At 49.6% G+C, this 24,709-nt stretch carries 17 protein-coding genes; 7 read left to right on the top strand and 10 right to left on the bottom strand.

Annotated features, from left to right (window positions below; translation table 11 throughout):
- Window positions 1–341 precede the first annotated feature (341 nt).
- The gene (locus JMI88_RS33855) at window positions 342–1,517 is read left to right on the top strand and encodes a glycosyltransferase family 4 protein (protein ID WP_201366454.1); all 1,176 of its coding nucleotides are present in this window, start codon (window positions 342–344) and stop codon (window positions 1,515–1,517) included.
- Between the two features lie 82 nt (window positions 1,518–1,599).
- Here JMI88_RS33855 and JMI88_RS33850 read toward each other — a convergent pair whose 3' ends face one another.
- From JMI88_RS33850 to secG, 4 genes are all read right to left on the bottom strand, one after another.
- The gene (locus tag JMI88_RS33850) at window positions 1,600–5,814 is read right to left on the bottom strand and encodes an MBL fold metallo-hydrolase (protein ID WP_201366453.1); all 4,215 of its coding nucleotides are present in this window, start codon (window positions 5,812–5,814) and stop codon (window positions 1,600–1,602) included.
- A 517-nt stretch (window positions 5,815–6,331) separates the two neighbouring features.
- Window positions 6,332–9,589, bottom strand: a complete 3,258-nt coding sequence (locus JMI88_RS33845; RefSeq protein WP_201366452.1) for an ABC transporter permease — start codon at window positions 9,587–9,589, stop codon at window positions 6,332–6,334.
- Window positions 9,586–10,371: an SGNH/GDSL hydrolase family protein gene (locus tag JMI88_RS33840; protein WP_201366451.1), complete on the bottom strand. Its 786-nt coding sequence runs from the start codon at window positions 10,369–10,371 to the stop codon at window positions 9,586–9,588. The genes JMI88_RS33845 and JMI88_RS33840 overlap by 4 nt, the downstream gene beginning before the upstream one ends.
- Window positions 10,372–10,466: 95 nt before the next feature.
- Window positions 10,467–10,715: a preprotein translocase subunit SecG gene (secG, locus tag JMI88_RS33835; RefSeq protein ID WP_201366450.1), complete on the bottom strand. Its 249-nt coding sequence runs from the start codon at window positions 10,713–10,715 to the stop codon at window positions 10,467–10,469.
- Window positions 10,716–11,353: 638 nt separating this feature from the next.
- On the opposite strand from secG, the gene JMI88_RS33830 reads away from it, so the two are divergent.
- Window positions 11,354–12,259, top strand: coding sequence for a glycosyltransferase family 2 protein (locus JMI88_RS33830; protein ID WP_201366449.1), 906 nt, complete (start codon window positions 11,354–11,356; stop codon window positions 12,257–12,259).
- A gap of 76 nt (window positions 12,260–12,335) precedes the next feature.
- Here the strand turns inward: JMI88_RS33830 and JMI88_RS33825 are convergent, their stop codons facing one another.
- Complete coding sequence (locus JMI88_RS33825; protein WP_201366448.1) at window positions 12,336–13,091, bottom strand: glycosyltransferase family 2 protein; 756 nt, start codon at window positions 13,089–13,091, stop codon at window positions 12,336–12,338.
- 293 nt (window positions 13,092–13,384) lie between these two features.
- Here JMI88_RS33825 and JMI88_RS33820 point away from each other — a divergent pair, with 293 nt between their 5' ends.
- The 3 genes from JMI88_RS33820 to JMI88_RS33810 all read left to right on the top strand — a co-directional run bounded on the left by JMI88_RS33820 (window position 13,385) and on the right by JMI88_RS33810 (window position 17,107).
- Window positions 13,385–14,035, top strand: a complete 651-nt coding sequence (locus tag JMI88_RS33820) for an MBL fold metallo-hydrolase (RefSeq protein ID WP_201366447.1) — start codon at window positions 13,385–13,387, stop codon at window positions 14,033–14,035.
- A 71-nt stretch (window positions 14,036–14,106) separates the two neighbouring features.
- A complete protein-coding gene (gene pyrG / locus JMI88_RS33815; RefSeq protein WP_201366446.1) occupies window positions 14,107–15,780 on the top strand; it encodes a CTP synthase in 1,674 nt (557 codons plus the stop codon).
- A gap of 19 nt (window positions 15,781–15,799) precedes the next feature.
- Complete coding sequence (locus tag JMI88_RS33810; RefSeq protein WP_201366445.1) at window positions 15,800–17,107, top strand: magnesium transporter; 1,308 nt, start codon at window positions 15,800–15,802, stop codon at window positions 17,105–17,107.
- 29 nt (window positions 17,108–17,136) lie between these two features.
- Here JMI88_RS33810 and JMI88_RS33805 read toward each other — a convergent pair whose 3' ends face one another.
- The 3 genes from JMI88_RS33805 to JMI88_RS33795 form a co-directional block, all read right to left on the bottom strand.
- Window positions 17,137–17,862, bottom strand: a complete 726-nt coding sequence (locus JMI88_RS33805; RefSeq protein ID WP_201366444.1) for a hypothetical protein — start codon at window positions 17,860–17,862, stop codon at window positions 17,137–17,139.
- Window positions 17,863–18,149: 287 nt separating this feature from the next.
- Window positions 18,150–18,662: a transcription elongation factor GreA gene (greA, locus tag JMI88_RS33800; RefSeq protein ID WP_201366443.1), complete on the bottom strand. Its 513-nt coding sequence runs from the start codon at window positions 18,660–18,662 to the stop codon at window positions 18,150–18,152.
- Between the two features lie 593 nt (window positions 18,663–19,255).
- A complete protein-coding gene (locus tag JMI88_RS33795; RefSeq protein WP_201366505.1) occupies window positions 19,256–19,924 on the bottom strand; it encodes a DUF5679 domain-containing protein in 669 nt (222 codons plus the stop codon).
- 439 nt (window positions 19,925–20,363) lie between these two features.
- Between JMI88_RS33795 and plsY the strand changes: the two genes are divergently transcribed.
- Window positions 20,364–21,047 (top strand): glycerol-3-phosphate 1-O-acyltransferase PlsY, encoded by a 684-nt coding sequence (plsY, locus tag JMI88_RS33790; protein ID WP_201366442.1) that lies wholly within the window; start codon window positions 20,364–20,366, stop codon window positions 21,045–21,047.
- 37 nt (window positions 21,048–21,084) lie between these two features.
- Here the strand turns inward: plsY and pgsA are convergent, their stop codons facing one another.
- Entirely contained in the window at window positions 21,085–21,702 is a 618-nt protein-coding gene (gene pgsA, locus JMI88_RS33785; RefSeq protein WP_201366441.1) for a CDP-diacylglycerol--glycerol-3-phosphate 3-phosphatidyltransferase, read from the bottom strand.
- Between the two features lie 123 nt (window positions 21,703–21,825).
- Window positions 21,826–22,821, bottom strand: a complete 996-nt coding sequence (locus JMI88_RS33780; RefSeq protein WP_201366440.1) for a TRM11 family SAM-dependent methyltransferase — start codon at window positions 22,819–22,821, stop codon at window positions 21,826–21,828.
- Window positions 22,822–23,178: 357 nt separating this feature from the next.
- Between JMI88_RS33780 and JMI88_RS33775 the strand changes: the two genes are divergently transcribed.
- Window positions 23,179–24,709 (top strand): NAD(P)H-hydrate dehydratase (locus JMI88_RS33775; protein WP_201366439.1); only part of this gene is annotated, 1,531 nt, incomplete at its 3' end.

The following is a 24,709-nucleotide window of genomic DNA, read 5'->3' as shown; positions in this document are numbered from 1 at the left end:
CTTGGTTAACTCTCTGCCCTCTATTATACGTTACAGCCAGGTTACAATTGTCCAGTGCAATTTTCGCAGCCTGCCTTTCATTTGGATGAGCGCAGCAAGCCGCGTCCAGGCAGCGTTTCCATATACTTTTCACAGCACAATATTTTTTGACGGCTATATCTTTATTAATAACCGAGAAATTTTGCAGTCTATATATATACAAACAGATAAAACACTTACATGAAATAGAATCTGAATTAACATGGGCGTAAATACTATCACATCATACACTTAGTGTTTTTCCTGTTGTCATCTTAGAAGCGGCACAGAATGTACAGGTCAACAGAAAGAGTGAGGCACGTATGAAAATTGCACAGGTAGCACCACCCTGGATCACGATACCTCCCAAAAATTATGGTACTACTGAATATGTAATTTATCATCTTGTTGAGGAACTAGTCGCTCTTGGACATGAGGTGACCCTGTTTGCACCTGCAGATGCACATACATCCGCTAAACAGGTTTCTTTTATTCCAAAGTCTTTGATTACAGAAGGTGTGCCCTGGCAAGCCACGTTGAAGGCATACTATCATTTACATAAATCACTCGAATATATAGCTGAGCACGATTTTGATATCGTGCATACCCACCTCGCCTCTAGTAGTGATATGTATATTTTTCCGTTGGCGGCGATGATGTCGACTCCGCTCGTCGCTACCTTACATGGCTACTTTCCATTCGATCGCACCATGGATAATTGGACGGGTGATGCAGATGACTATTTTATGGAGTGGGCGCAACAAGTACCCCTGGTTGCCACGAGCGAAAGTGCGCGCGAGCAAGTAGCACGACACTCACCGGAGACACGCTTTGCGGGCATTGTTCATCATGGCGTTCACATCGATACGTGCGACATCGATCCTCAGCCCACTGGCGATTATTTTATCTGGCAGGGACGCTTTACCTATGAGGCTGGCGCTCATCTGGCTATTGAGGCCGCCAGGCGCGCACAGCAACCATTGATCCTGGCTGGCATTAAAGAGGCCCACAATCGAGATGCGATGGATTACTATCGGCATCTGGTGGAACCGTATATCAATGGACAGGATATTCAGTACGTCGGACCAGCAACCTATCAAAATAACATCGAATTGTTAGGTCAGGCCCGAGCCCTGCTGGCTCCTCTGCAACGGGGAGAGCCTTTCAGCATTGAGATGATCAGGGCGATGGCATTGGGCTGTCCGGTCATCTCTTTTGCTGCTGGCGCAGCCACAGAAATTATTGCCCACGGACGTACAGGATTTCTCGCGCACAATGTGGTAGAAATGGCACACTATATGAATCGCATTGCTACCATTGATCGTCATCTTGTCCATGAACATGCTGAGCGCTATTTTTCGGCCCGCGTCATGGCCGAAAAATATCTGACTGTTTATGACAACGTTCTAGCATCTCATGACCATGGCAGGCTGGCCACGGCTCCGGTCACGACGCAGCCTCTGGTCGGTGCCTCCACCTCAGATATGCTCTCCGCGTAGCAATGGCGCTCGTGGATAAGTATATATTTCGGCCTCGCAGGTCTCTCCCCCTGCGAGGCTTCCTTTTTCTATTCTATGCAGCTCATGTTAACTGGATATGCCAGCCCGTTTCTTTTTCCAATTCTGCCAGGAGCGCGGCATCGATGTGCCGTTGTCCATTGGTAAACTGGAAATTGACCAGGAGAATATGGCGAATAGCATCTACCAATAAACGCCGTACATTTCCATACGTGCCCAGTTTGGTCTGCACTATAACCTGAGCATCTCGCTCATGTAAAGGTTCTCTGGACGTACTTTCAGCCAGCGCTTTTTGCTCGCTTCCATTGGAGGCCAGATAAAACGCTTGTTGACCCGAAAAGTCCAGAACGAGGTTCCAGCCGGTTTCCTCAGTAAAGCGTTGTTGGATATGCCGCAACTGCTCTGGTTCCAGAGCACCGGTACAGGTCAGCCGCAACGTCAATTGCTCGTGCAGGACGGATTTCTTTCCAATAATGGTTACATCCGCTGGCAATAAGCGTATAACAGTTTCGATCAGAGCTTTTTGATGGACATCTTTATCAACATCGATTCTCCAACCGGTCTCCAGAGACAGGCGCTCGAGTTCTGCAGCGTAGCGGCTACGGGCCAATTCAGGAAAGTAAAAATGCAGCCAGAGGGTGGTGCGCTTGTCATCTACACCCAGTTGATAGAAGTCAGGCGCAGACCCAAATGTTTCAATCACTCTGATCATTACCATGCTGCGAGATAAAATGGGGGTATGCTCTGGTACGCTTTCTTCGACCAGGGGCTCAACGGAAGATCCGCGTAGTTCAAGCTCCCAACCGGTATCTTCAGTGAAACGTCGTTGCGCCTCCTCTACCAATTCGGATGCGGCCTGTCCGACGCAAACAATACCTACTTTGCGCTTTTCTTGATAGATCGATGGTGTGTCAACGCATGAGAGCCCTTCGGGTAAGATGCGAGCCAGTACCTCTTTCAGCGCCGGTGGATAAATAATCATGTGCAAACGTACATTCCAACCGGTCACCGCCGAGATAGAGGCCAGTTGTTCCGCATAGCGTTCCCTGGCGATATCTGGAAAGGTAAAGCGTGGTATCAGTGTTCGACTATCAATCTCTACTTTTACCCGTAAATAACCAGGCAGAGGTTTCAATAACTCTTGCGCATAATGTAGCGCGTCCTCCATGCGATATGGCTTGTCGGAAGAACGTGCCGCAACCGCCCGGCTATGCTGGTGGCCGCTGGTTGCAGTACTAGCAACAGATGAAGTATGCAGCAGTGATAGCATCCAACCGGTCGTGACCTGAAATTCGGTGCGCGCATCGTTGATGTCTTCATGAGAATCATAACCGTCATAGATGAGGCGTACAGTCTTTTGAGCAGGCAATACTTCCGGAATTCCGACGCAGACCAGGCCCTCAGGCAGTGAGCGCCGGGCGACCTCGATCAGGGCTTCGCGCGCAGCGATCGGGACGATCTTTACGTGCCAGCCAGTTGCATCGGCAATTTCCTGCCATAAAGAGGCATGGCGTCCACGGGCAACGTCTGGAAACAAAAACGAAACAATTAAACTATAGCTGGCTTCCTCTACATCGATCTGCATAAAGCCTGGTAGAGAACTGAGGCGTTGTTCGGCTATATTCACCGCATCTTCACGTGCAAGTAGCACGCTGGCAAGTGGCTCCGCGACCGTCTCGGGCAATGTCTGAGGAACAGCAGTAGAGCCAATAGTTACGCCGGTAAACGTTATATGCCAGCCTGTTCGTTCACGATAACGGGCCTGAGCTTCTTTCAAAGCTCGTGGCGTTGTTTGCCCTATCACTTCAAAATGGATATGTTTGGTTTCTTGATATACTGAAGGATGGCTCTGGATGCTCAATCCCTCCGGCAACACCTGCTGAGCCACCTCACTAAGCGCATCCTGATGGGCATATGGCGATATGGTGATATTTACATCAGCCTCTTCAGCGGCTTCGGTCAAAGCCTGCTGGTACTTCTTCTTGGCGATATCTGGGAAGTGGAAGGAGAGCGTGAGGTCGCCTGTATCCGGATCAAAGCGTCTCCGGTAGAGGTCTGGTGGATTACCGATATGCTGTTCCAGAATCTGTAACACCACACGGCGATCAATCTGGGAGGCCGGAAGCTCGCTCTCGTCTTTCTTAAGCGCTTCTTGCCAGCCGGGGGCCAGCGTGTAGATGGTCTGGCCTTCTTCAAATTGGGGCATCTGCTGCACGTAAAAGAGCGAAGAGGTACGCTGGACCAGGTCGGCGACAGCCAGGCGATCGACCAGTTCGGTGGAAGAGACGCCAATCAGTTCGCAGAGTTCGCTCAGTGTATAGCTGGTATTCTCCTTACAGGCCAGGGCCAGATTCTGGGCAGAAAGCGAGCGTCGTAGCACGCGCGCCTGGCGGCTCAGTTCAGTTAGATAGGATGAGACCTGGCGTTCTTCCAGGTGCTCAGGCAGGGCTCCAAGCACATCCAGAATCGTGGAGTAGGCGTAGCGAATACGGTCGGAGATACCTGGAGCAAACTGCACACGTACGGAGGCAGTCGGCAAGAGACCTCGACATAAAGCGGGCATTGGGCTGCCGCTAAAGGCGACCTGTACAAAAAGAACCTGGCCAATCAAATCGCTGAAGAGTTCCGAGGAGGTGCTTTTGCCACGCACATAAAATGCTTCTTCAAGTGCTCGATGCGGCATAAAGTAGCGATAGCGCGGATCTTGTTTGAGTACATCCAGAATACGAGTAATTGTCTCTTCATGCGCCTGCCCTTCCCAGATCAGAGCCAGTTCGCGCGCGGTCACGATACGAAGGGTCGGGATCTGAGAGACAGCCTGCCAGAGTTGCTCCACATGCGTACGCTCGAAAGGTTGTCCTTTGCCGATGCCGACAGCCAGTTGGGATAGTGTGGCCGCATGATGCTGCATGATAGGATGTACAACCCGGCCAGCCGAAATGGTAAACTCTGCCGCATTGTCGGGCAATAAAACCTCGGCATCAGGCAGGCGAGCACGTAATGCCAGGCGCGACTCTTCATCCCCATGAACAAGAGCTACATATAATGGTTGCAGGGAAGCGGCATAGCTGGCCAGTTCGCCAGCATCGGCGTGGGCCGACAGGCTATACTTGCCAATGTGACAATGTATCGGGGTGCTGACGCCATCCAGGTCGAGGTGATCCTGCCGCCGATCCACCACATCCAATAAGCGCTTGCCTGGCGATTCCTCATCCTGATAACTGGTAATTAAAATAGAAGCCTGTGGATTAGAAATCAGACGCGAGGCATACCAGACGCTTGGGCCACCTGTCAGCATGCCAGAGCTTGAAACGATGCAGGCCGGTTCGCCCGCCAGGATACGTTCCCGATCATGCTCATCCTTGACGTATGTAATGCGCCGTCCCGCAAAAGGATAATAGCCTTTGCTAATCTGACGCGTTAACCTTGGGATCAGTGCTTCCGGCAAGAGATGATAGGTTGAACATACACGGCGCACCAGGCCATCGACATAGATTGGAAATTCTGGAATCAATCCTTTCTGCTGGGCATCGACCAGCAGCAGCAGTACTTCCTGCCCTCTTCCCAGGCCAAAACAAGGGATCAAAACATGACCGCCACGCTCAATACCTTCGGCGACTGCTTGCGCCAACCGCTGCTCTTCTGCTTGCCGATTGGCATGCAGCCGCGCACCATAGGTGGCCTCTAAAATGAGGAGATCGGGTTTCTCAATCGGTGGTGGCTGGGCTCCTGAAACGGTGCGCTGCTCGGTTACGCTGATATCACCAGAGACAACCAGAGAGCCGTCAGGCGCCACAAAACCCAGGCTAACGGCTCCGGCAATATGACCAGCCGGACTGGTAAGAACAGTCACATCAGGCAGTTCTGGAATCGTGACAGCTTCGCCAACTGGCAATGGACGAACTTGATTGAGCATACGCTCAACCAGGTCACTGGGATAAAGAGGCAGCTCCATTTCGTCAACGGCCCGACGTTGCATGATACGCTGAGCATCTGCCAGCATCACTTCCATCAATAAACCGGTCGCGCGTGAAGCAAAAATAGGGATATTTGGGTACGCCTGATGTAAAAGTGGCAATGCCCCGATATGGTCGGCATGGGCATGTGTGACAAAGATTGCGCGGACATCTTTGTCCTCCAGTAATGCAAAATCAGGAAGAGGATCGGCACTGCGGTCTACGCGCACACCAGCATCAATAACAATCCATTGACTGGCAATTTGAACAGCAAGACAACTGGCGCCAACTTCATTGGTGCCACCAATAAATAGTACATGCATAGACAGTCCTTCGTCACATGATGATGATGCAACGCGTGTTCATTACATCATCAGCCTAAGTATCCTTCTAAAGTAGAACCCCAAACACGCTGCTTGTGAGAGCGGCACTCTGACAAGAGCCCTTGAGAACACATCACAGTTCAACCAATAATTTACTTTTTCTGGCTGGAAGGCAAAACATTGCCAAAAAATCCACATTTATTGCCACGCCCGCGTAACAACATCTCTATCATGTGGTCACAGAGAAGAGAGGACACAAGTAAGCATTTCAAGACAAACTACTTTTACAATAGATATCCTTTCTTTGAATACAAACTATGAAGTAAAATATCACAGCAAACGACATCTATTCTATTATTTTAACGCATAGATTGATACTTTTACAATCTTTTTCATTTGTATGCAGGCACCATAAATTCTTATACTGCTAATATGCAATATTTTCCTCGTTGCTTGCTGAGCTAATTTGTAGAAATGAAGCCCATCATACATAAAATATGGAATTATGTGGTCGGGCTTATGAATAGCGCAATGCTTCTGCTGGTGCGACACGTCCAGCCTGCCAGGCAGGCAAGATAGCGCCGAGGAATGAAGCGAAGAGGGAGAAGACAACAATCAAACCTAACTGCTGCCAGGGAATGCCAAAAGAGAGACCTGTTTCGTATCGCTCAAAGAAGTTGGCGGCAAAAATATTGCGGGACAGAATTAAACCTAGCACAATTCCTAGCAAGCTACCGAGCGCTCCTACCAGAAACGATTCGAGTAAAAATGCACCCTGGATCAGGGCGCGTGAACTGCCCATGGCGCGTAACATCCCTATCTGCTGACGGCGTTCAATGACGGCTCGCGTTCCAATCAGCGCCAGGGCAGCCATACCCAGCAAAAGGATCAGGCCAACTACGGCCAGCAACACATTGCTCAATAGAATACGTGGTCCGCGAGCCTGCCAGATAACATCTTCCAGGACCGTTGTTTCCAGTCCATAATCCAGATAGGCCGAACCAAGCTGTAGCGCCACCGTCCGTGGGTCATGCCCGGGAGCTATTTTGAAATAGTAGCTCTGATCCTGCGGCGAATCAGAGCTCCCTGGCACGATACCAGACTGTTTAGCATCATAAGCGGCCTGAGACACGTAAAGTCCAAAATGGGCAGAATCACTATTGTCTACCACCCCGATCACGGTTAATTTTGTTGCGGTCTTCCCATGTAAGCCAATCACCCAGAGAGGGACCGCCAGGAATGATGTATCTCCCTGCGCCACACCACTCATGGCAAACGTTAAGTCTGGATCAAAGCCCGGAGGAGTTTTGGGCACATTGGCCGTTGTAGCATTCATGGCAGATGGATCGTATACATATGCACGATTGGGGTCATAGGGAAGGGCGCTGCTATCAATCAAGGCATAATTGGGATGCTGCCGTAGCGCCTGCCAGATCGCGGCATCGCTCTGAAAGCCTTGCGCACGAGCGATGAGATGAACACCATAGCCCTGCAGGAAACCACCGTTAATAATCTGGGTAGGATAGATGGACCAGCGTGGAGAGGGCGCTCCGGGCTGCAATATCCCCAGGGCGGTAGTATGTCGAAACCCAATCGCGGAAAAGTCAGCTGGATTAATCCCGTGGGTGGTTAGCGATTTCTGCAGGTCAGGTATAGATTTAAAGTATGCAGTAGCCTGGATATCATAGCCACCGGTCTGTGTCTCGATATCGACATAAGAGTTCTGCATCGCATTAGTAATGATCGCCATCACAGTCATGGCAAAAACAACCAGGCTGAACATGATTACACTTAAACCGGTACGTAAACGCCGCTGTAGCGGATAGGCCAAAGCCAGCTTGATCAGGACAAAGATAGCGGGTATGCGCATGCATAAGGCCAGGAAAGGGGCTGTCAGGATGCTAGCATTGGCGATCATGGTCCAGACAGTACCCAGAACCATCATGACGCCAGCGACAAAAAATACTTCGATGCCCGCTTTAAAGCGCGGCAAACCAAGTTGCGCCAGCACATCAAAAGGTAGCGCCCAGTAAGCCAGCCAGGATAGTCCGATCAGGGCCGCTACGGCACCATCGATCCAATGAAACCAGGGCTGGAAATCTGCTTTCCCATACCTATGGCGCAGCTGCAGATAGACGGTCATGCTCTGTAGCAGCAAGGCCTTGAGCAATAGCACGCTACCAAATACAAATAGGGAGAGGCCCAGGGAGAAAGGGACAACCTCAGCATCGTTCAAACCCAGATGCGCCAGGAAAATGCCGGCCAGCAGCGGGATTATACCTGTGACTGTTAGCGTCATCAAGAAGCTCAATAATACTTCAGGTACATGCTCAAACAGGATCTTACGGACACGCCGCCAGTTGCGCACGCCCGGTCGTAAACAATCTCGCAACTGCCCGCACAGTTGATAGAAGTGCGCCCCCTGCTCATGCAATGACAGGCGCACTCGCGCTGGCTCTGGCAAATCCCGAATAGCTTCACTCACTGTCATCCTGCTGACTAACCAGGATGCCAGGGCCACCGAAATAAAGGTGAAGATTACTCCCAGGCAGTAGGCGATCAGTAAACTATGCGGTTGGAAGCTAAATTTCAGCGGAAAATTGAAACGCTCCAGCAGGGGCCCTAATAAATAGATCAGAGCTGCACCCAGACCAAAACCAGCCTGCAACCCAATCAAGGAGGACAGCAAATCATATACTGTTCCTTCAAATAGATACATTAAAATGAGATGTCGCCGCTGCACTCCAATGGCACGGGCAATCCCTATTTCTGAGCGTCGCTCAGCCGCCAGCAACACGAATATAAGAAATATCAGCAGCAGGCCAATAGCCAGGGCAAAGAGAGCAAATAAGGAGAAGATGCGCGAGAAGATTTCCTGCGCGTTCTGTGAATTCTGGACTCCCTGTTGCTTGACCTGTATAACATGGACGTCTCTCGGTATCCAGTCGTCAATGCGGTCCTCTACCTGCGCTGATAGAGCAACGCCATTAACGCCACCTTGATTGGCGATCAGAATCTGATTAATTTTGCCCGGTAATTTTTCTATTTTTTGGAACGTATTTAAATTGCTGATCAGGACCGGCTGGTCGCCTACGATGTTGGCATTACTTACGATGGCGACTACTTTCATTGTATAGCGATGTCCAGGCCAACGTAAGGAATAGAGATACAAGCGATCGCCCGCTTTCGCGTTGAGCAGGGTGGCACAGGTCTGGTTGAGATAGACGGCATTGTCTGGCAAGGCACTGATACGGCGTGGACGTGCAGTACTGGCATCAAATAAACCGCCAAAACCCAGTTCGCTACCTGGCAATACTGCCAGTGCCCCTACATTTGAGCGCACCTGGCGCGACGTTTGATCAGCGAGCAGTAGTCCAGTCTCGTGCAAAACCGCACCCACCGCCGCGATCTCTGGTGTATGCTGGGCATGCCGCTTGATTTGAGTGTAGATGCTCTGAGAATAGCTTCCCAGCGGTCCATGTCCCCCCTCTACCAGTTCATCAATATTCCCCCAGTTGTAGACGGCGACGCTCTGGACAGCCGCTGTCATTACATCGCCCGTGGCCAGAACTCCCGAGAGGAGAGTAGTGGATAACATCAGGGCAAATACAATCAGGCCCATCTGGGTACGGCGCCGGCTGACATTGCGTAGCCCAATCTTAAAAAAGATAGCATTTGCGATGGCCAGTAGCAGGATACCACTTACAATGATACCAGTCACAATCACCAGCATGGGTGTCAATTGATCAAGCGAGATGCCAAACAATTGTGTCATGTTTTTAGCGTCTTTAACGTATGATAAAAAATATCAGCTACCTGTGCATAACCGAGCTCATTGGGATGAAAGCCATCCTGACTGATATATTCAGGATGATCGGCCAGGGCCTGCCAATCTTGATAGAGATCAACCAGCGCGACATGATTATGCTGTACAACTGTAGCAATAGCAGTGTTATATGAGCCGATCAAGCGGTGTAATGCCTGTATATCGTTATGCTTGAAACGTGGTAGCCGGGTCAGGTCTGGCACATTAGCCACCATAATCTGAGCTTTGGGATTAGCGGAACGCAGGCGTTGCAATATGCTATCCAGGTCGCGCTGATAGCTGGCAAGCGGTACTTTATCAACCAGGTCATTGACTGCCAGCCAGACCGTAACCAGACCGGGATGGGCATCCAGCGCCACCGGTAACTCGATGTTGAGTGCATCGTGGGCATTGATTCCTGGAATACCCAGATTTATCAAGCGTGTATGTAAGCCCAATGCGTTGGTCAGATCTACCGGCCAGCATTGAGAGGCAGGATCAGTAGTACCTGTGCCAAAAGTATCAGATGCACCAATAGCTACATAAGTCAAGCGGGCGGCAGGAGGTGATTGTACCTGTAATTGTGTGGATGTGGGAGAACTGGCACAGCCGGTGTTGAAAAGCAGGCAAAACAGCAGAAAAAAAAGGCTGCTAAAAATAGTCCCGGCTGGTTGAAAAATAGAACAGCCAGACTTCTTTAACAGCCATCTTCTATATTGCGGGTAAGCTATCCGTGCATGATGTACCAGCATAACCCCTTAAGCGTGAACGTAAGTTATATTTACGAAGATCGCTTTACAGATGACTGCACGGAACAGAGCACACAAAGGAGGTGTCCGAGCGCGACTTATAATCCGCGAGCAGCAATAGCAGCGCTCAACACAGAAACCAGGGCGAAGAGAACTATAAAGATTATCGTCGCATTGAAAATCAAACGCTCAACGCCGCGACGTGTTTTGAATACTGAACCGGCGCTACTGCCACCAAAGGCACTTCCCAGGCCTGCACCACGTGCCTGTAACAAAATAAAAACTATTACGGCGATGCTCAAGATAATTTGAACAATACGAATTGCCGGAAGCCACTGTTGCAGCAAGAGTTTTCCTCTCTTTCGTGCTAACCCATTTCAACCAAAAGTGAATCAATTTCGGACAGATTATACCATAGGATATATAAGACGTCGAGATAGTACATATGTATATACTAATATACCATTTCATGGCCTGAACGCTTGAAAGAACAAGGCATCCGCATGCACTGTGCATGGGTTTGCGCACATTCCGTGCTCAGGATATCCTTTCATGGCTGGTGCAGCAGATGCTTGAATGTTCATCTGCTGCACCAACCATGAACAAGAGAGTGGGGACGCCTACGTTCCCCAGGCTCAGAAACGCTCTGCTTCCCAACATACTGGGAATCATACCCTTTCTTACCAGTAGAAAAACATAAAGAGATACGAAAGATATCGCACTTGTATACTTTGGCATATTGCTATGACGCCTGGTTTAACGGCATACTGTGTCTGTCAGACAAAACATAGCATTTTTGATTACGCCGTGTAAAAACTAATATCAAAATTTTTTGACAGGATGCTTGTTTTAGCAAGCATTTGGTGGAGAGATGGTAGAAGTGGCAATAAAAGTATATTCGACCAGGCAAAAGATAAGTGCGTGCTGTCAGCAAGATTCTCCAGCATCGCATGAGACGCCAAAATTGGGCTGCAGTGTGGGCATTATGGCATACAATGAAGAGGCTAATATTGCCCACACACTGGCGGCTGTACAGGCCCAACAGCAGTTGTCCTTCAGAATAGATGAAATTGTTGTGGTCGCCAGCGGTTGTACTGATCAGACGGTGCCAATTGTGGCGGCCCTGGCCCGCGACGATGCACGTATTCATCTTTATACGCAGGCCCGGCGCGAAGGCAAAGCCTCAGCGATCAACCTTTTTCTACAGCATGCCAGTAGCGAGATCCTTATTCTGCTCAGTGCCGATGTGATACCCGAATCTATGGCCTTTGAGCATTTGTGCGCTACATTTAAACATCCACATATTGGCATGAGCGGAGGAAGACCAGTACCCATCAACAACAAAGACACATTTATGGGGCATACAGTTCACCTGCTCTGGCATCTCCACGATCGCCTGGCGCGTCAAGAGCCAAAGCTCGGAGAAGCTATCGCTTTTCGCAACGTGCTTGCCACCATTCCCCATAAAAGTGCCGTGGATGAAATTTCTATTCAAGCCCTTATTTCCCACCTGGGCTATCACTTGCAATATCAGCCAGCCTGTATTGTCTATAATAAAGGGCCCCTAACCGTCCAGGAGTTCATCCAACAGCGTAAAAGGATCTACGCAGGCCATCTACAGGTGCGGGCTACACAAAACTATGCCGCATCAACGATGAAGATCTGCCCCATTTTCAGACAACTGCTGGCCTGCCGTGATCTCAGCATGAGAACGCCACAGCGCCTACTCTGGACGTTGGGGGCCATACTGCTCGAAAGCTATGCCCGGCTGCAAGGTTACTATGATTATCGGCGTCACAAAGATTACCACATCTGGCCTATGATAGACTCCACCAAAAATCTGCATACAAATATAGAAACCTTGCAATACACGCCCCAGGCTAAAGGATAAGTATCAGATGCACAGTTCTCTACAACCAGCAGCCCCATTCTCGTCTCGAAACCTTTTGCCATAAATAGCCGCATAGCTACTTACTAATGTTGGCATGTTCGGGCCTGGTTTTGTTGCTCTGAGATGGCTCAGCTATAGGAAGAGCCTTATTAAAACGCTGCTTTAATAGCATAGCCAGGGCTGGCCAACCATCTTTCCAGGGAGAAAGTTTCTTTTCCTCACGAGGATAGTAGCTAATGGGAACCTCAAAAATAGTGTATCCGGCTTTGAGGATACAGGTAGTAATTTCTGGCTCAATCTCAAAGCGACGACCTGTCATAGGCAATGCATGAGCAACTACACCTGGCATCAATTTATAGCAGGTTTCCATGTCATGAATACGACTGCCAAATAATACGTTGGTCACAGTTGTCAGGAAGCGATTTCCCCAGCGCGTGGTGAATTTCTGGCCTGACAGATCGCGATAACCATAAATAGCCACACGCTTATGGCCTGCCGCTATGACGTCTTCCCATTTACGGACCAGTGCAGGAATATCCTGGGGATCATATTCCATATCGGCATCCTGTACCGTAACCAGGTCACCCGTAGCCAACCTGAACCCTGTGCGCAGGCCTGCTCCTTTGCCTTGATTGTGTTCATGACGCACATACTGGTAGGAATCATAGGGCGCCGTTTGACGCAATTGCTGAAGGATTTCCCACGTTCGATCGGTTGATGCGTCATCAACAATAATAACCTCAAGATCCAGTTTCACCTGGGAAAGCATCTCTACAATTTTAGCCACTGTCTTTTCTTCATTGTAGACAGGGACTACAACAGAAATCCGCATATACAAAGCCTCTCCTCTTAAAAATAATGCCCCATACAGGCAGAAATAATGACTCAAAAAAATGACTCTATTTCATATCAAGTAAACGAATAAGTAAGCATATAGCAACAAATTTGGCGACTATAGGATCTCCGGGCCCAAAAAGGTTACATTAATCATCCCTTTGGCGGTAATATACAAAAGTATTGCCCTTCCATTCGTCCCTTGTAGAACACTTATCCTGTATGATACAATACAATCCGGGCGAGGACATTGGGTCCCCGCCCGAACTTATGTGAGAGAGTATTACAGTTATGGAAATATCCTGGCTTGGCCACTCTTGCTTTCAGCTGCGTGGCAAAAATGTCATTCTAGTTACAGATCCCGTTACTCCTCGGCAGGCTAACTCAGAAGAAGCTGCCAGCTTGAGTAAGGTGAATGCCTCTATTGTTACAGTCAGTCATGATCATCCAGGCCATAACTACGTACAGGGTGTGGGTGGTAAACCACGGGTCGTACGTGGACCGGGTGAATATGAAATTAGCGATGTGTTGATTACCGGCGTTGCATCTTATCATGATGACGAGCACGGAAAAAAACTGGGACGCAACACTATTTACATTATACATATGGACGATCTTGTCATCTGCCATTTAGGTGACCTGGGTCATGTTTTACAAGAGCAACAATTAGAAGAAGTTGCCGATGCGGACATACTTCTCCTTCCAATTGGCGGTGGGAACTCAATCGATGCAACACAGGCTGCTGAGATTATCAGTCAGGTAGAACCACGGGTGGTTATCCCTATGCATTATCACCCGGAAGAAACTGAAGGCATACCGGCACAATTAAATAAATTTTGTCGTGAAATGGGTGTTGAAGCTATTGAGCCACAGCCTAAGTTTACAGTCACGAAGAATTCTCTACCAGCCACCATGCAGGTTGTTTTACTGACACCACGGTAAAGGCTGTGACGATACTGTCAATGTTTCAATTGCTCAAGGCAAGGCTCCGGGTATAAGGAGGAAGCGAAGTTATGTCAAAATTTATCTTTGTAACAGGCGGTGTGGCGTCTTCAGTAGGGAAGGGTATTAGTGTCGCCTCACTCGGGCGTCTCCTCAAAAATCGCGGAGTCTCCGTCTCGCTCATGAAATTAGACCCCTACATTAATGTTGATCCAGGAACAATGTCACCTTATCAACATGGTGAAGTGTTTGTTACCGATGATGGCGCCGAAACAGACCTGGATCTTGGCCACTATGAACGCTTTACCGATGAGCCATCATATCAGGCCAATAACGTTACAACTGGCCAGGTCTATGCATCTGTTATCGGCAAAGAGCGCCGCGGCGAATATCTCGGCGGTACGATTCAGGTTATCCCCCATATCACCAATGAAATTAAGGATCGTATCCATGCGGTCGCTCGTCGGTCAGATGCTGATGTGGTGATTGTTGAGGTTGGCGGAACGGTTGGAGACATCGAGGGCGAGCCCTATTTAGAGGCAATTCGCCAGATGCGCAAAGATGTCGGACGTCGGGATGTCCTTTATATCCATGTTACACTTCTCCCATACCTTGGCGCAGCTAAGGAGCTCAAAACCAAGCCCACACAGCACAGTGTTAAAGAACTCCTGCGCGTTGGTATCCAGCCCGATGTTATTTTGTGCCGCTCCGACTATCCAGTACCCGATGAGCTACGCGAGAAGATCGCGCTTTTCTGTAATATCGAGGAAAAAGCAGTCATTGGGATGACTAATGCTGAAACTATCTACGAGGTTCCTCTAAACCTGGAAGAGGCTGGTCTGGGCAAATTTATTGTGCAAGAGCTGAACCTTCCCAAACATGAGCCTCAGATGCATGAGTGGGAAAACCTTGTGGCCCGTATCAAACGTTCTCGACCCGAGCTCACTATTGGCCTGGTTGGCAAGTATGTCGAGCTGCATGACGCTTATATGTCGGTGGCAGAGGCCCTCCATCACGCCGGTTGGTTCCATGATGTAGATATTCGTATCAAGTGGATTAATTCGGAAGCGTTGGAGCAAATGGGCGAGAACTACGAAGAGGCGCTGGAAGATGTCGCCGGTATCGTGGTTCCCGGTGGCTTTGGTCATCGTGGTATCGAGGGTAAGATCAAGGCAGCCAGCTATGCACGCCGCCATAATATTCCTTATCTGGGCCTGTGTCTGGGCATGCAGGTGGCTGTGATTGAATTTGCACGAAATGTGCTCGGCCTAACCGATGCTGATAGTTCCGAATTTGATCCCCAGAATGAGCATCCTGTCATTGATCTTATGCACACACAGCGCAATGTCTCTGATAAAGGTGGTACCATGCGCCTGGGCAACTGGGTCTGCTGCTTGATGCCAGATACTAAAGCCCATAAAGCTTATGGGGAGGCAATTGTTTTTGAGCGCCATCGCCATCGCTATGAATTCAATAACGAGTATCGCAAGCGCATGGAAGCTCATGGCCTGGTGGTCAGTGGCCGCTCAGCGGATAATAGCCTGGTCGAAGTGGTCGAGATCAAGGATCATCCCTGGTTTGTCGCTTCGCAGTTCCATCCTGAATTCAAAAGCCGACCCAATCGTCCCCATCCGCTCTTCCGCGATTTCATCGGTACCAGCGTCAAGCTCAGCCAGCGGCAGGATGGCTCATTTACTACGTTAGAACCAAGTAAAGTGTTGCCTGATTCACGGGTAGAGATGTAATCGGTAGAGATATAATTATATGTTATATTTGAGCCAGCTGCTCGGCGCGCCAGTTCTGGACCAGCACAATGTGCGCGTTGGCAAAATCATCGATATACTAGCGCAAGCATCTCAGGTAGGACAGGACAATCCAGCCTATCCTACCGCTCTGCTGGTAGAGGTTGAAGATGATCAACAGAGACGTGTTCCGATCACTGACGTTATACGCAGCGAGGGAGCATGGCATCTGCGTTACCCTGGTGAGCGGCTCGCTCAGCTACAGTCTGATCTCTTGTCTGAGGATGAGTTTCGCCTGGCACAAGAGGTGCTCGATAAACAGATCATTGATCTAGAACATAAGAAAATGGTCCGCGTCAATGATCTGTGCTTTAGCGATACCTGGCAGATTCTAGGTGTCGATAAGAGCTCTCTTAGCCTGGTTCGTCGCCTGGCCCCTTCCTGGTTAGCCAATGCGATCAATCAACCTACTAGCAGTACCCTGGTCCCCTGGACAGAGGTTGAGCTGGTGCAGGCGGGCTACTATGAAGATGAGGGCAAACAGAAGGTCCCTACCGCTCCTTTAACTACTCCTACTCCCCGCACCCTCAGTGGCCATCTTTCAGAACTCCATCCGGCAGATATCGCGAACATCGTGCATCAGGTCTCGGTTGAACAGGGAGCACGCCTGCTAGAACGTCTGGATAATGAGCTGGCCGCAGATACTATGGAGGAGATCGCTACTGAGCGCCAGGTACAGATCCTTGAAAATCTGTCTGACGAACGAGCTACCGCTATCCTGCATGAAATGGGACCCGATGAGGTTGCGGACCTGCTCGGCCAGTTGCCTGAGGAACGCCAGCAGGAGCTATTGCATCAGCTGAACCCGGAAGACTCTGAAGAGGTGCAGGATCTACTGGAGTATGAATCCGATACGGCCGGTGGCTTGATGACCACAGATTACATTGTGCTCAATCAGACGCACGCGGCACAGGATGCATTAATGGCGATCCGGGCTGAGATCATTGACAACGATGTACGTATCGCCTATGTGTACTGCGTGGAAGATGAAAATGCCGATGAGTGCCGCCCGCTGGGAGTTGTATCGATCTGGGATCTACTGGTCGCACAAACCGGACAGACTCTGCAAGAGATTATGGAGACAAATCTGATTACGGTGCTACCAGATGCTGACCCACGGACAGTAGCTGAGACGCTGGCGAAATATAATTTGCTGGCCGTGCCCGTGGTAAATGAGAATGGTATACTTGAGGGCGTTATTACTGTCGATGATGTATTGGATGTCTTGCTACCCGACGGACGACGACGTAGACCAAATCGTATGTACTAAAACTACTTCTACACCAGTCTAAAACTATCTCAAGAACGGTCAGAGGTATTTGAGAATACGGCCGTTTCAAGCGCGGCAAGCACATGGATAATGTCCTGACAGACTTCCGTCAGCACATTGGGCAGCCACTTTTCTGGCTGAGGATCATCTGGCAGGACCAGTTGCTCCATCTCTCCATTCTCCACCTGTAACAGAATACTTTCGCTGGAGACGGGTTGCTCTTCATGCAAACCGCGCATACCCAGTGGATGCCAGATGGGGATCTCCACACGTTGTTGCAGCGTCAGCACCTCGGGATAGAGACGGTTGTCTCGTAAGATCATGCTCACACCTGGAAGTGTTTCGGTGGTTCTGCGACTCTGTTCGCTGGCCTGGAGTTTGAGCATCTGTGACAGCGAGGGTAGCGTCTCTTCAGCAGGCGCTACTCCATGCAAAGCAAGGGAATAAGAGAGATCCAGTACCAGAGGTGGGATCGAGCTGGTATGCAAATGGTCGCAGTCCTGCTCGACTTCATGAAAAAATTCACAAACCCCAGCAGGTCCATCCGTTGAAAGCGCGGTATCCAATACTCCCCAGGAAAATGATACAACGCACGAACTCTGTTGTTCAACTTCATCACAGGCGCCTGTATGGCAGATACAGGTAAATTCACGTTCCAGTGAACGTGTATTCAACCATGACTCAGGGTGTGCGACCAGACCAAGATCACGCGCTGCCTTGATGAATAATCCGGTCAAGTCTTCAAATGTTAACACTGATAAGCTCCTTATTGCCCCTGACAGACTGCTGACTGGCTGATGGTACTACAAACCAGGACCCAGCAATAAATGTGCCTCTCTATATTACCGACGAGTATGGCATATGTCAAATAAAGGACCTGCTTGCCATAGCATCCGCATTCACGGTGCATGGGCTTGCGCGCCTCCCGTCCCCGGGCCCAGGGGCGCTCAGATTCCCAGTATGTTGGGAATCTGATCCTTTCTCAAAAAAACAGGGCACCCACGCTGTGGGGTGCCCTGGGAAAAAGTTCTGTTGTGCGAGACTACAGCATTGGACGAATAGAAATGATAGAGTATGTCGTTACACCGCCAGGAGTTGAAACATTAACTTCATCACCCTCACGGTGACCCATCAGAGCTTTACCCACAGGAGCCTGATCAGAGATCAATCCTTCTTTTGGATTAGCTTCGAACGTCTCAACGATCTTAAACGTACGCTTGGTGCCTCTATCTGTCTCTACTTCGACTTGCATACCAATACGGACGGTGCCGTCTGTGTCAGCGTGCATGTCTGGAGTCATTACTTCAGCATAGGCCATGCGCTGTTCAAGTTCGAGAATCTCGCCTTCTAGCATTGCCTGGTCATTTTTGGCTTCTTCGTATGCGCTACTCTCACTAATATCGCCCGCTTCCTTGGCTTCATGAATATAGTCAGCGACCTCACGGCGTTTTACGTTACGCAGGTAGTCTAGCCGCTCTTTCATTTTCGCAAAGCCTTCAGGTGTGAAGCGATAAATTTTGCGATCCGATGCATCACTCTGTCCACCAATACTCATTGTCAAATTCCTCCTGGTAGTGAGGCTCTCGACCCCAGCGGGTCCATTCCCGGTATCCGCCTCTGATTACCTATCTAGCTAAAACTAAAAGCTTCATCCTGCTTTTGTGTTTGGCTTGTGTTGCTTGCCCCCTGCTTTACTACCATGCGCCTTACTAGAGGCGACAATGATAGCAAAAACTACACCCGACGTCTGATCAATCCCTGCAAGCTTTCGTAAAAGAGGATGAACTAACCGACAGCAAATAAAACGCTTGCGCGTCTGGTTATTGGTTGCTGTCTTTTTGATCATCGAGGCGACATAATTCCACGCCTCGTTTCAACGCGAAACGTAGATGCTCAACACACATGAGGGAGATTATACGTTGAGAATGATGGAACGTCAAGTGATTTGCTCCGTTTTTTCATTACTGTGATATGAAAACTGTCCGTTTCATATCACAGTAGCGCAACATGTGTCCATCAGCGTGTCAGGCCCCTTCACATGCCCATCATCGCCTTAAATTATCTCCACATCATCTATCAATTGTGTGCGAAAATTGCGATCTCAAATTGTTCCAAACCGTTTCAACGTTTTTCAATTGGGGCTTTTAACTATTTTGTTGTGATAAAACGAAAAAGTCGTGTACCACAGACGGGGCATGTACCTTCCATAGCGTTCCTATTATTTTTTGTAACAATCCTTTTGGCATCTTTCATCCCGCGCCGGGTACGACATTTCACACAATAGGCTTCGGGCTGCGTGATTGCTGGCTCTACAGGAATTTTTTCCGCCTCATTCTGCGCTGACGCTATTGTTTCGTCTTCCCTGGTCAGCTCAGCAGCGCTCTCCTCAGCTACGGGTGTTTCTGTGACAATGCTCGTCTCTTCTGGCACTGGTATTTGTTGTGCCAGCGGTATCTCTTCAGTAACCACCGCTTCTTCGATCACGGATGAATCATCTATCATCACAGGTGATACTGTTTCAAATATCGGCTCTTCGCTGGCCGTAGTTAATTCCGCTGCGCCTGGCTTTTCCACCGCTGTCACGGTTAATTCTGGGGAGGAATTTAGACCTCTGTCTATTTCAGCTCCAGTTATGTTACTTTTAACAACAGCGCCAGGCAATTCTTCGGGGGTGCGCAAACTAGCAGCGCTCAATTGGGTCGTCTGTATACGGCTTGAGATACGCTGCACGATACAGCGCCCCAGCATAATCAGACCTCCAATTGTATCTAAAATAATTTTGACAATAACACTGCTATACTTTCTAATACGCTGCATGTACGACCTCCTTACACACTACAGCTTAACTCTATCCAAGAAATAATAATAATGATCAGACCAACCAGCTATCCCAAAACCTTTTTGGGCTAGTAATATAATAGAACTATTTCCTTGCTGATTTTTTCGGTACCTTAGTTGAGTATATCACCGTCTGTCATCTCTCGCTTCGCTGTCATCACTCATGCAAAATGCCTTTCCTACTTGTATAGTCGATAGCACATAATGAGTAGACTTGTAGCCAGAAGTACTGACTCCGCGCTACATCCAACTATGAAAATCAGGATAGGGATCATATCTGTTGCTCCCAACCAGCCGGGGAAGACGCATAATAGCTACTGACAGCGTTTTTTGCCCAAAACATATCCTCTAGTCAATTCATGAGAAGCAGTCTATAATGTGGCTGGCACTGGGTGTACATCATACAAAGGAGAATTCGATGTCTAACATCATCGGTTCACTTGTTCTGACAACGATCGTCGCTTATTTGTGGGGTTCGATCCCCGCCGGCTATTGGATGGGAAAGCTGCTCCGTGGCAAAGATTACGACATTCGGGAGCATGGGAGTCGCAAGATTGGGGCAACCAATGTACAGCGCACGTTAGGGACTGGTCCCGCACTGATTGTTCTGGTTATTGACCTCTCAAAGGGATTTGGTCCAGCTCTGCTGGCTACGCTGATTCCGCTCTTTAATGGTGGCGGCTGGGGTATTCTGGTAGCTGGTCTGGCAGCCCTGCTGGGACACTGCTATCCTGTCTTTATTGGCTTTAAAGGCGGTCGTGGCGTTCTTACAGGTGGGGGCGCGCTCCTGGTCTGTTCACCACTGACATTCCTGATCTCAGCAATCACTACCATTGGCACCATTAGTATTTGGAAGTATGTTTCGCTTGGCTCCATCGTTGGTGGTCTGACCAGTATGGTTTGCGGGATCATTTTTTATATCCTGGGCGTTACGCATCCAGGTTTCTTTGCAGCCGTTAGCCTGCCTCAACTCCTCTATATGCTTATCGCACCATCCCTGATTATTATTTTTCATCGCGATAACATTGGCCGCCTGCTTGCGGGTACAGAACGCAAGTTAGGGCAAAAAGTTCCAGAGGCAGGAGCAAATCCAACCACATAGCGAGAAGAGCATGCTCTTCTCGCTCCTCTTCACAGGCTTACTGCGCGCGCTCATCGCTACTGCGGAGCAGTGGCCACCCTCCAATCAAGTATTCGACGCCCGACAGAATGGTCCAGATGGTGGCAACCACAATCAGGCCATCTGCCACCAATAGCAGGATCTCGGCTGCGTTGACGGTCTGGCTATTGAAGGTAAGTATGAGTGGAAAGAGCGAGAGCATATGGGCGCCCAATCCTTTCGCCAGCAGTAATGCTCCCAGAGCTACAAGCGTAATAAAGGTCTTTTGCTTTCCCCAGATACCTGCGGGAATTACCTTACCCTTGGCAGCCGCGATTGAACGCAAACCGGACACCATGAATTCGCGCGTAATAATGATAAAGGTGACCCAGGCGGGCACCAGGTTGAGTTGTACCAGAGCGATCAGTACCGCGGCCACAAATACTTTATCGGCGGTCAAATCGAGAAAAACACCCAGTGAAGAAACAACCTTAAAACGCCGGGCCAGGTAGCCATCCAGATAGTCGGTCACAGAGGCCAGGAAAAACAGTACGGTGGCGACCAGAAAGGCCCAGGGTTGATTCACTAGAATCAGGATAAAGACCGCCACAGTGGCGACCAGGCGGCTGATACTCAGTATATTTGGGAGATTGCGCATACATACCCCTTATTATAGAGCTATCCGTTTTCAGCAGATAGCTTTGGTGTTCCGATTGTTACGGTGATAATTAGTAACATTATATGCGAAGCCAGCTAACAATGTATAGCTACAAAGGAGCAGTTACGCTTTGACAGCAACAAGTATGTCGCGCCGCTTGATTACGCGATCCACAGGATGGGCGAACTGTGTATACAAAGCTTCGTTCAAAACCTGGAGTTGCGTATGCTTTTGCAATGCCGCTATCATGTCATCACGTGTAATACGGGTGGCGTTCCAGGATAAGGCGATACTTCCACCAGGCAATAGCATACGTTCCCATACTGGCAGTGCTTTACTCAACAGGGATGCGATTTCGCCGAAATGCTGAATGCCATAGGGCAGATCGCCAACAATCGCATGCATATGAGGTCCCCCTACTACCTCTCGCATATGCAAGGTTGCATCTGCAGCATCTCCATTAGCCAGTACCAGGTGGTGAGTATTGCCCCTGGCACCGATCTCAAACTGATAGCGCCGACCACTGCGCCTCCCGCGCTCATCTGTCTCTTTAACCCTGATACGCTCGCTCTCAAGATACTGGCGCACAAATACCGCTGTAGTATCAACATCCTGTCGATTCAATTCAATGCCAAATGCATCATAGCCAAAAGCCAGCGCCAGGAACAGAGTGGTTCCTCCTCCGCACAAAGGGTCCAGTACCCTGATACGCTCGCTCTCCGCGAGTTTAAAACGGCCAGAAAAGATGGCCGTATTGAGCAAGACGCGCGTAAAGGTTTCGTTGGTCTTACCTCGATAGCGGCGCGCCTCGGCCATTTCGAAGGGTACAAAAGGCGTAAACTGAGGCTCAATAGGGCGCAACAGGGGGCCTGGAATCTCACCCACCTGTTCAAAATATTCATACCCTTCACTCAGGCCCCCCAACCTGGGCAATACAGTGGGGAGCAAAGCCAGGTAGCGATCCTTTGTATCGTCTGGGATCGTCACCAATAAATATTCTTGACCAGCCAACGTTACAGGTTGTATGTCTTGAACAAACTGGCCCAATGGACAGACAAGCAGTTCTGGAACCGCCAGGAGAGCGGTCATGTCTGCGTACTGTGTACTACGTTGTGGCATGATTTTGAGCGCTATTTTCATACATAGCAGTATAGCATAGCACTGAGCCAGTTCATAGCATTCAAACGTACTCAGTAACAGGAGAGGCTCCATACTGTCTCTAATCATATCAATAAACGAGCATGCTATTCATTTGGATGAGCACAGCTGCCTGGGAAGCCGCTACTGTTACTGGAAACAGAACAATACCAAAAGGCGATCTTTGGCAGCGCAGCTAGCCGTGATCAAGCGGCATTTCCAAATGCTTTTAATTATTAACTATCATTTATCGGTATGCTCCCCTTCCCTATTTATTAACCAGTAAGTACAATACAAAAAGACAGAGATCATTCAATAAAACAACATGGAGGATGTTGTATGCATATCGTCACCATCTCAGAAATGAGAGAGCTGGAAGCACGGGCCGAAAAAGAGTATGGTTTGACCTCAGAGATCCTCATGAACAACGCGGGGAAAAGCGCCGCAGAGCTCTTCGAGGCAAACCTGCTTCCTACACAGAAACTTAAAGGATTAAAAGTTCTCTTCCTGATTGGCCCCGGTAACAATGGCGGGGATGGGCTGGTTATGACCAATCATCTGGAAAAAGAGGGAGCGCTGATTAGTCTTTATTATTGGAAAGAACATAAGCTGGTCGTGCAAGGTGCCCGCAGGGCGGATGAGGTGGTCGATGAGGCTCTGACAGAGCAGATTCAGCGGTCGGACTATATTATCGATGCATTGCTGGGCACAGGACGCTCTCGTCCCTTACCCGACGATATGCGTACCTTGCTGGCCAGAGTAAAAGATGAACGCGCCCGGCGCACTAATCTGCGCCTGGTGGCCATTGATCTTCCTACGGGCCTTAACGCAGATACCGGTGAAGTAGATCCGGGTACTATCCCCATGGATATCACGATTACGCTGGCATGCCCCAAACAGGGCTTTTTCTTCTTTCCCGGCCGCGATTATATAGGAGATTTAGAGGTAGGGGACATTGGCTTGCCCGCCGATTTAGAAAGCCAGCTACAGACAGAGATGCTCACAGGTCAACAGGTACACAAACTCTTACCTGAGCGGCCTCTCAATAGCAACAAAGGGACCTTCGGCAAGGTAATGTTGCTGTGTGGCTCGCTGCCCTATCCTGGCTCGGCTTACCTGGCAAGCAGTGCGGCAGCTAGAGTCGGAGCTGGCTTAATTACGCTGGCCGTGACCGAGAAAATGCTGCCTTTCTATGCCAGTTCATTTCATGAGGCGACCTTCGCTATCCTGCCCGAGGAAGATGCTGAGAGCTATGAGCGCGCCAAGGCGTTGATTGATAAGCTCGATGGCTATAAAGCTCTGCTGATCGGACCCGGCCTGGGACAATCGTCTAACACGCGCGAGGTCATTCTACAGATTCTTGAGCATCTGCGTTCGCTGCCGGACGAGAAACGCCCCCACCTGGTTATCGACGCGGATGGATTAAATAACCTTTCCGCGCTGGAACGCTGGTGGACCCTCTTACCAAAGGATACGGTGATTACTCCTCATCCTGGTGAGATGGGACGTCTCAGCAAGGGTATCAAGGTATCCGGTGGCAATATAGACCGACTGGAGTTAGCGCGAACTAAGGCCAAAGAGTGGCAGGTCAATCTAGTTTTGAAGGGCTCCTGTACTATCCTGGTCAATCCAACAGGACGTACGCGCATCAACTGGTGGGGAAATCCCGCGCTGGCCACAGCGGGCACCGGCGATGTCCTGGCAGGCATGATTAGCGGATTCCTGGCCCAGGGAGTTCAGCCATTTGATGCGGCTAGCGCTGCTGTCTATCTACATACAGCAGCCGCGGACCTGGTGACCGAAAACATGCACATTGGTCGGGCGGGATTGCTGGCTTCAGATCTGTTACCGAGCATTCCCAGATCTATAG

Source organism: Dictyobacter formicarum, assembly GCF_016587435.1.
The sequence above is the reverse complement of the archived record's forward strand: the minus strand, read 5'-3'. Positions and strand labels throughout refer to the sequence as shown.

Bases quoted from the DNA above. Each gene is read 5' to 3' on its own strand.
- JMI88_RS33855 (WP_201366454.1), top strand. From the start codon at position 342: ATGAAAATTGCACAGGTAGCACCACCCTGGATCACGATACCTCCCAAA.
- JMI88_RS33850 (WP_201366453.1), bottom strand. From the start codon at position 5,814: ATGCATGTACTATTTATTGGTGGCACCAATGAAGTTGGCGCCAGTTGT.
- JMI88_RS33845 (WP_201366452.1), bottom strand. From the start codon at position 9,589: ATGACACAATTGTTTGGCATCTCGCTTGATCAATTGACACCCATGCTG.
- JMI88_RS33840 (WP_201366451.1), bottom strand. From the start codon at position 10,371: ATGCTGGTACATCATGCACGGATAGCTTACCCGCAATATAGAAGATGG.
- JMI88_RS33830 (WP_201366449.1), top strand. From the start codon at position 11,354: ATGGCATACAATGAAGAGGCTAATATTGCCCACACACTGGCGGCTGTA.
- JMI88_RS33825 (WP_201366448.1), bottom strand. From the start codon at position 13,091: ATGCGGATTTCTGTTGTAGTCCCTGTCTACAATGAAGAAAAGACAGTG.
- JMI88_RS33820 (WP_201366447.1), top strand. From the start codon at position 13,385: ATGGAAATATCCTGGCTTGGCCACTCTTGCTTTCAGCTGCGTGGCAAA.
- pyrG (WP_201366446.1), top strand. From the start codon at position 14,107: ATGTCAAAATTTATCTTTGTAACAGGCGGTGTGGCGTCTTCAGTAGGG.
- JMI88_RS33810 (WP_201366445.1), top strand. From the start codon at position 15,800: ATGTTATATTTGAGCCAGCTGCTCGGCGCGCCAGTTCTGGACCAGCAC.
- greA (WP_201366443.1), bottom strand. From the start codon at position 18,662: ATGAGTATTGGTGGACAGAGTGATGCATCGGATCGCAAAATTTATCGC.
- JMI88_RS33795 (WP_201366505.1), bottom strand. From the start codon at position 19,924: ATGCAGCGTATTAGAAAGTATAGCAGTGTTATTGTCAAAATTATTTTA.
- plsY (WP_201366442.1), top strand. From the start codon at position 20,364: ATGTCTAACATCATCGGTTCACTTGTTCTGACAACGATCGTCGCTTAT.
- pgsA (WP_201366441.1), bottom strand. From the start codon at position 21,702: ATGCGCAATCTCCCAAATATACTGAGTATCAGCCGCCTGGTCGCCACT.
- JMI88_RS33780 (WP_201366440.1), bottom strand. From the start codon at position 22,821: ATGCCACAACGTAGTACACAGTACGCAGACATGACCGCTCTCCTGGCG.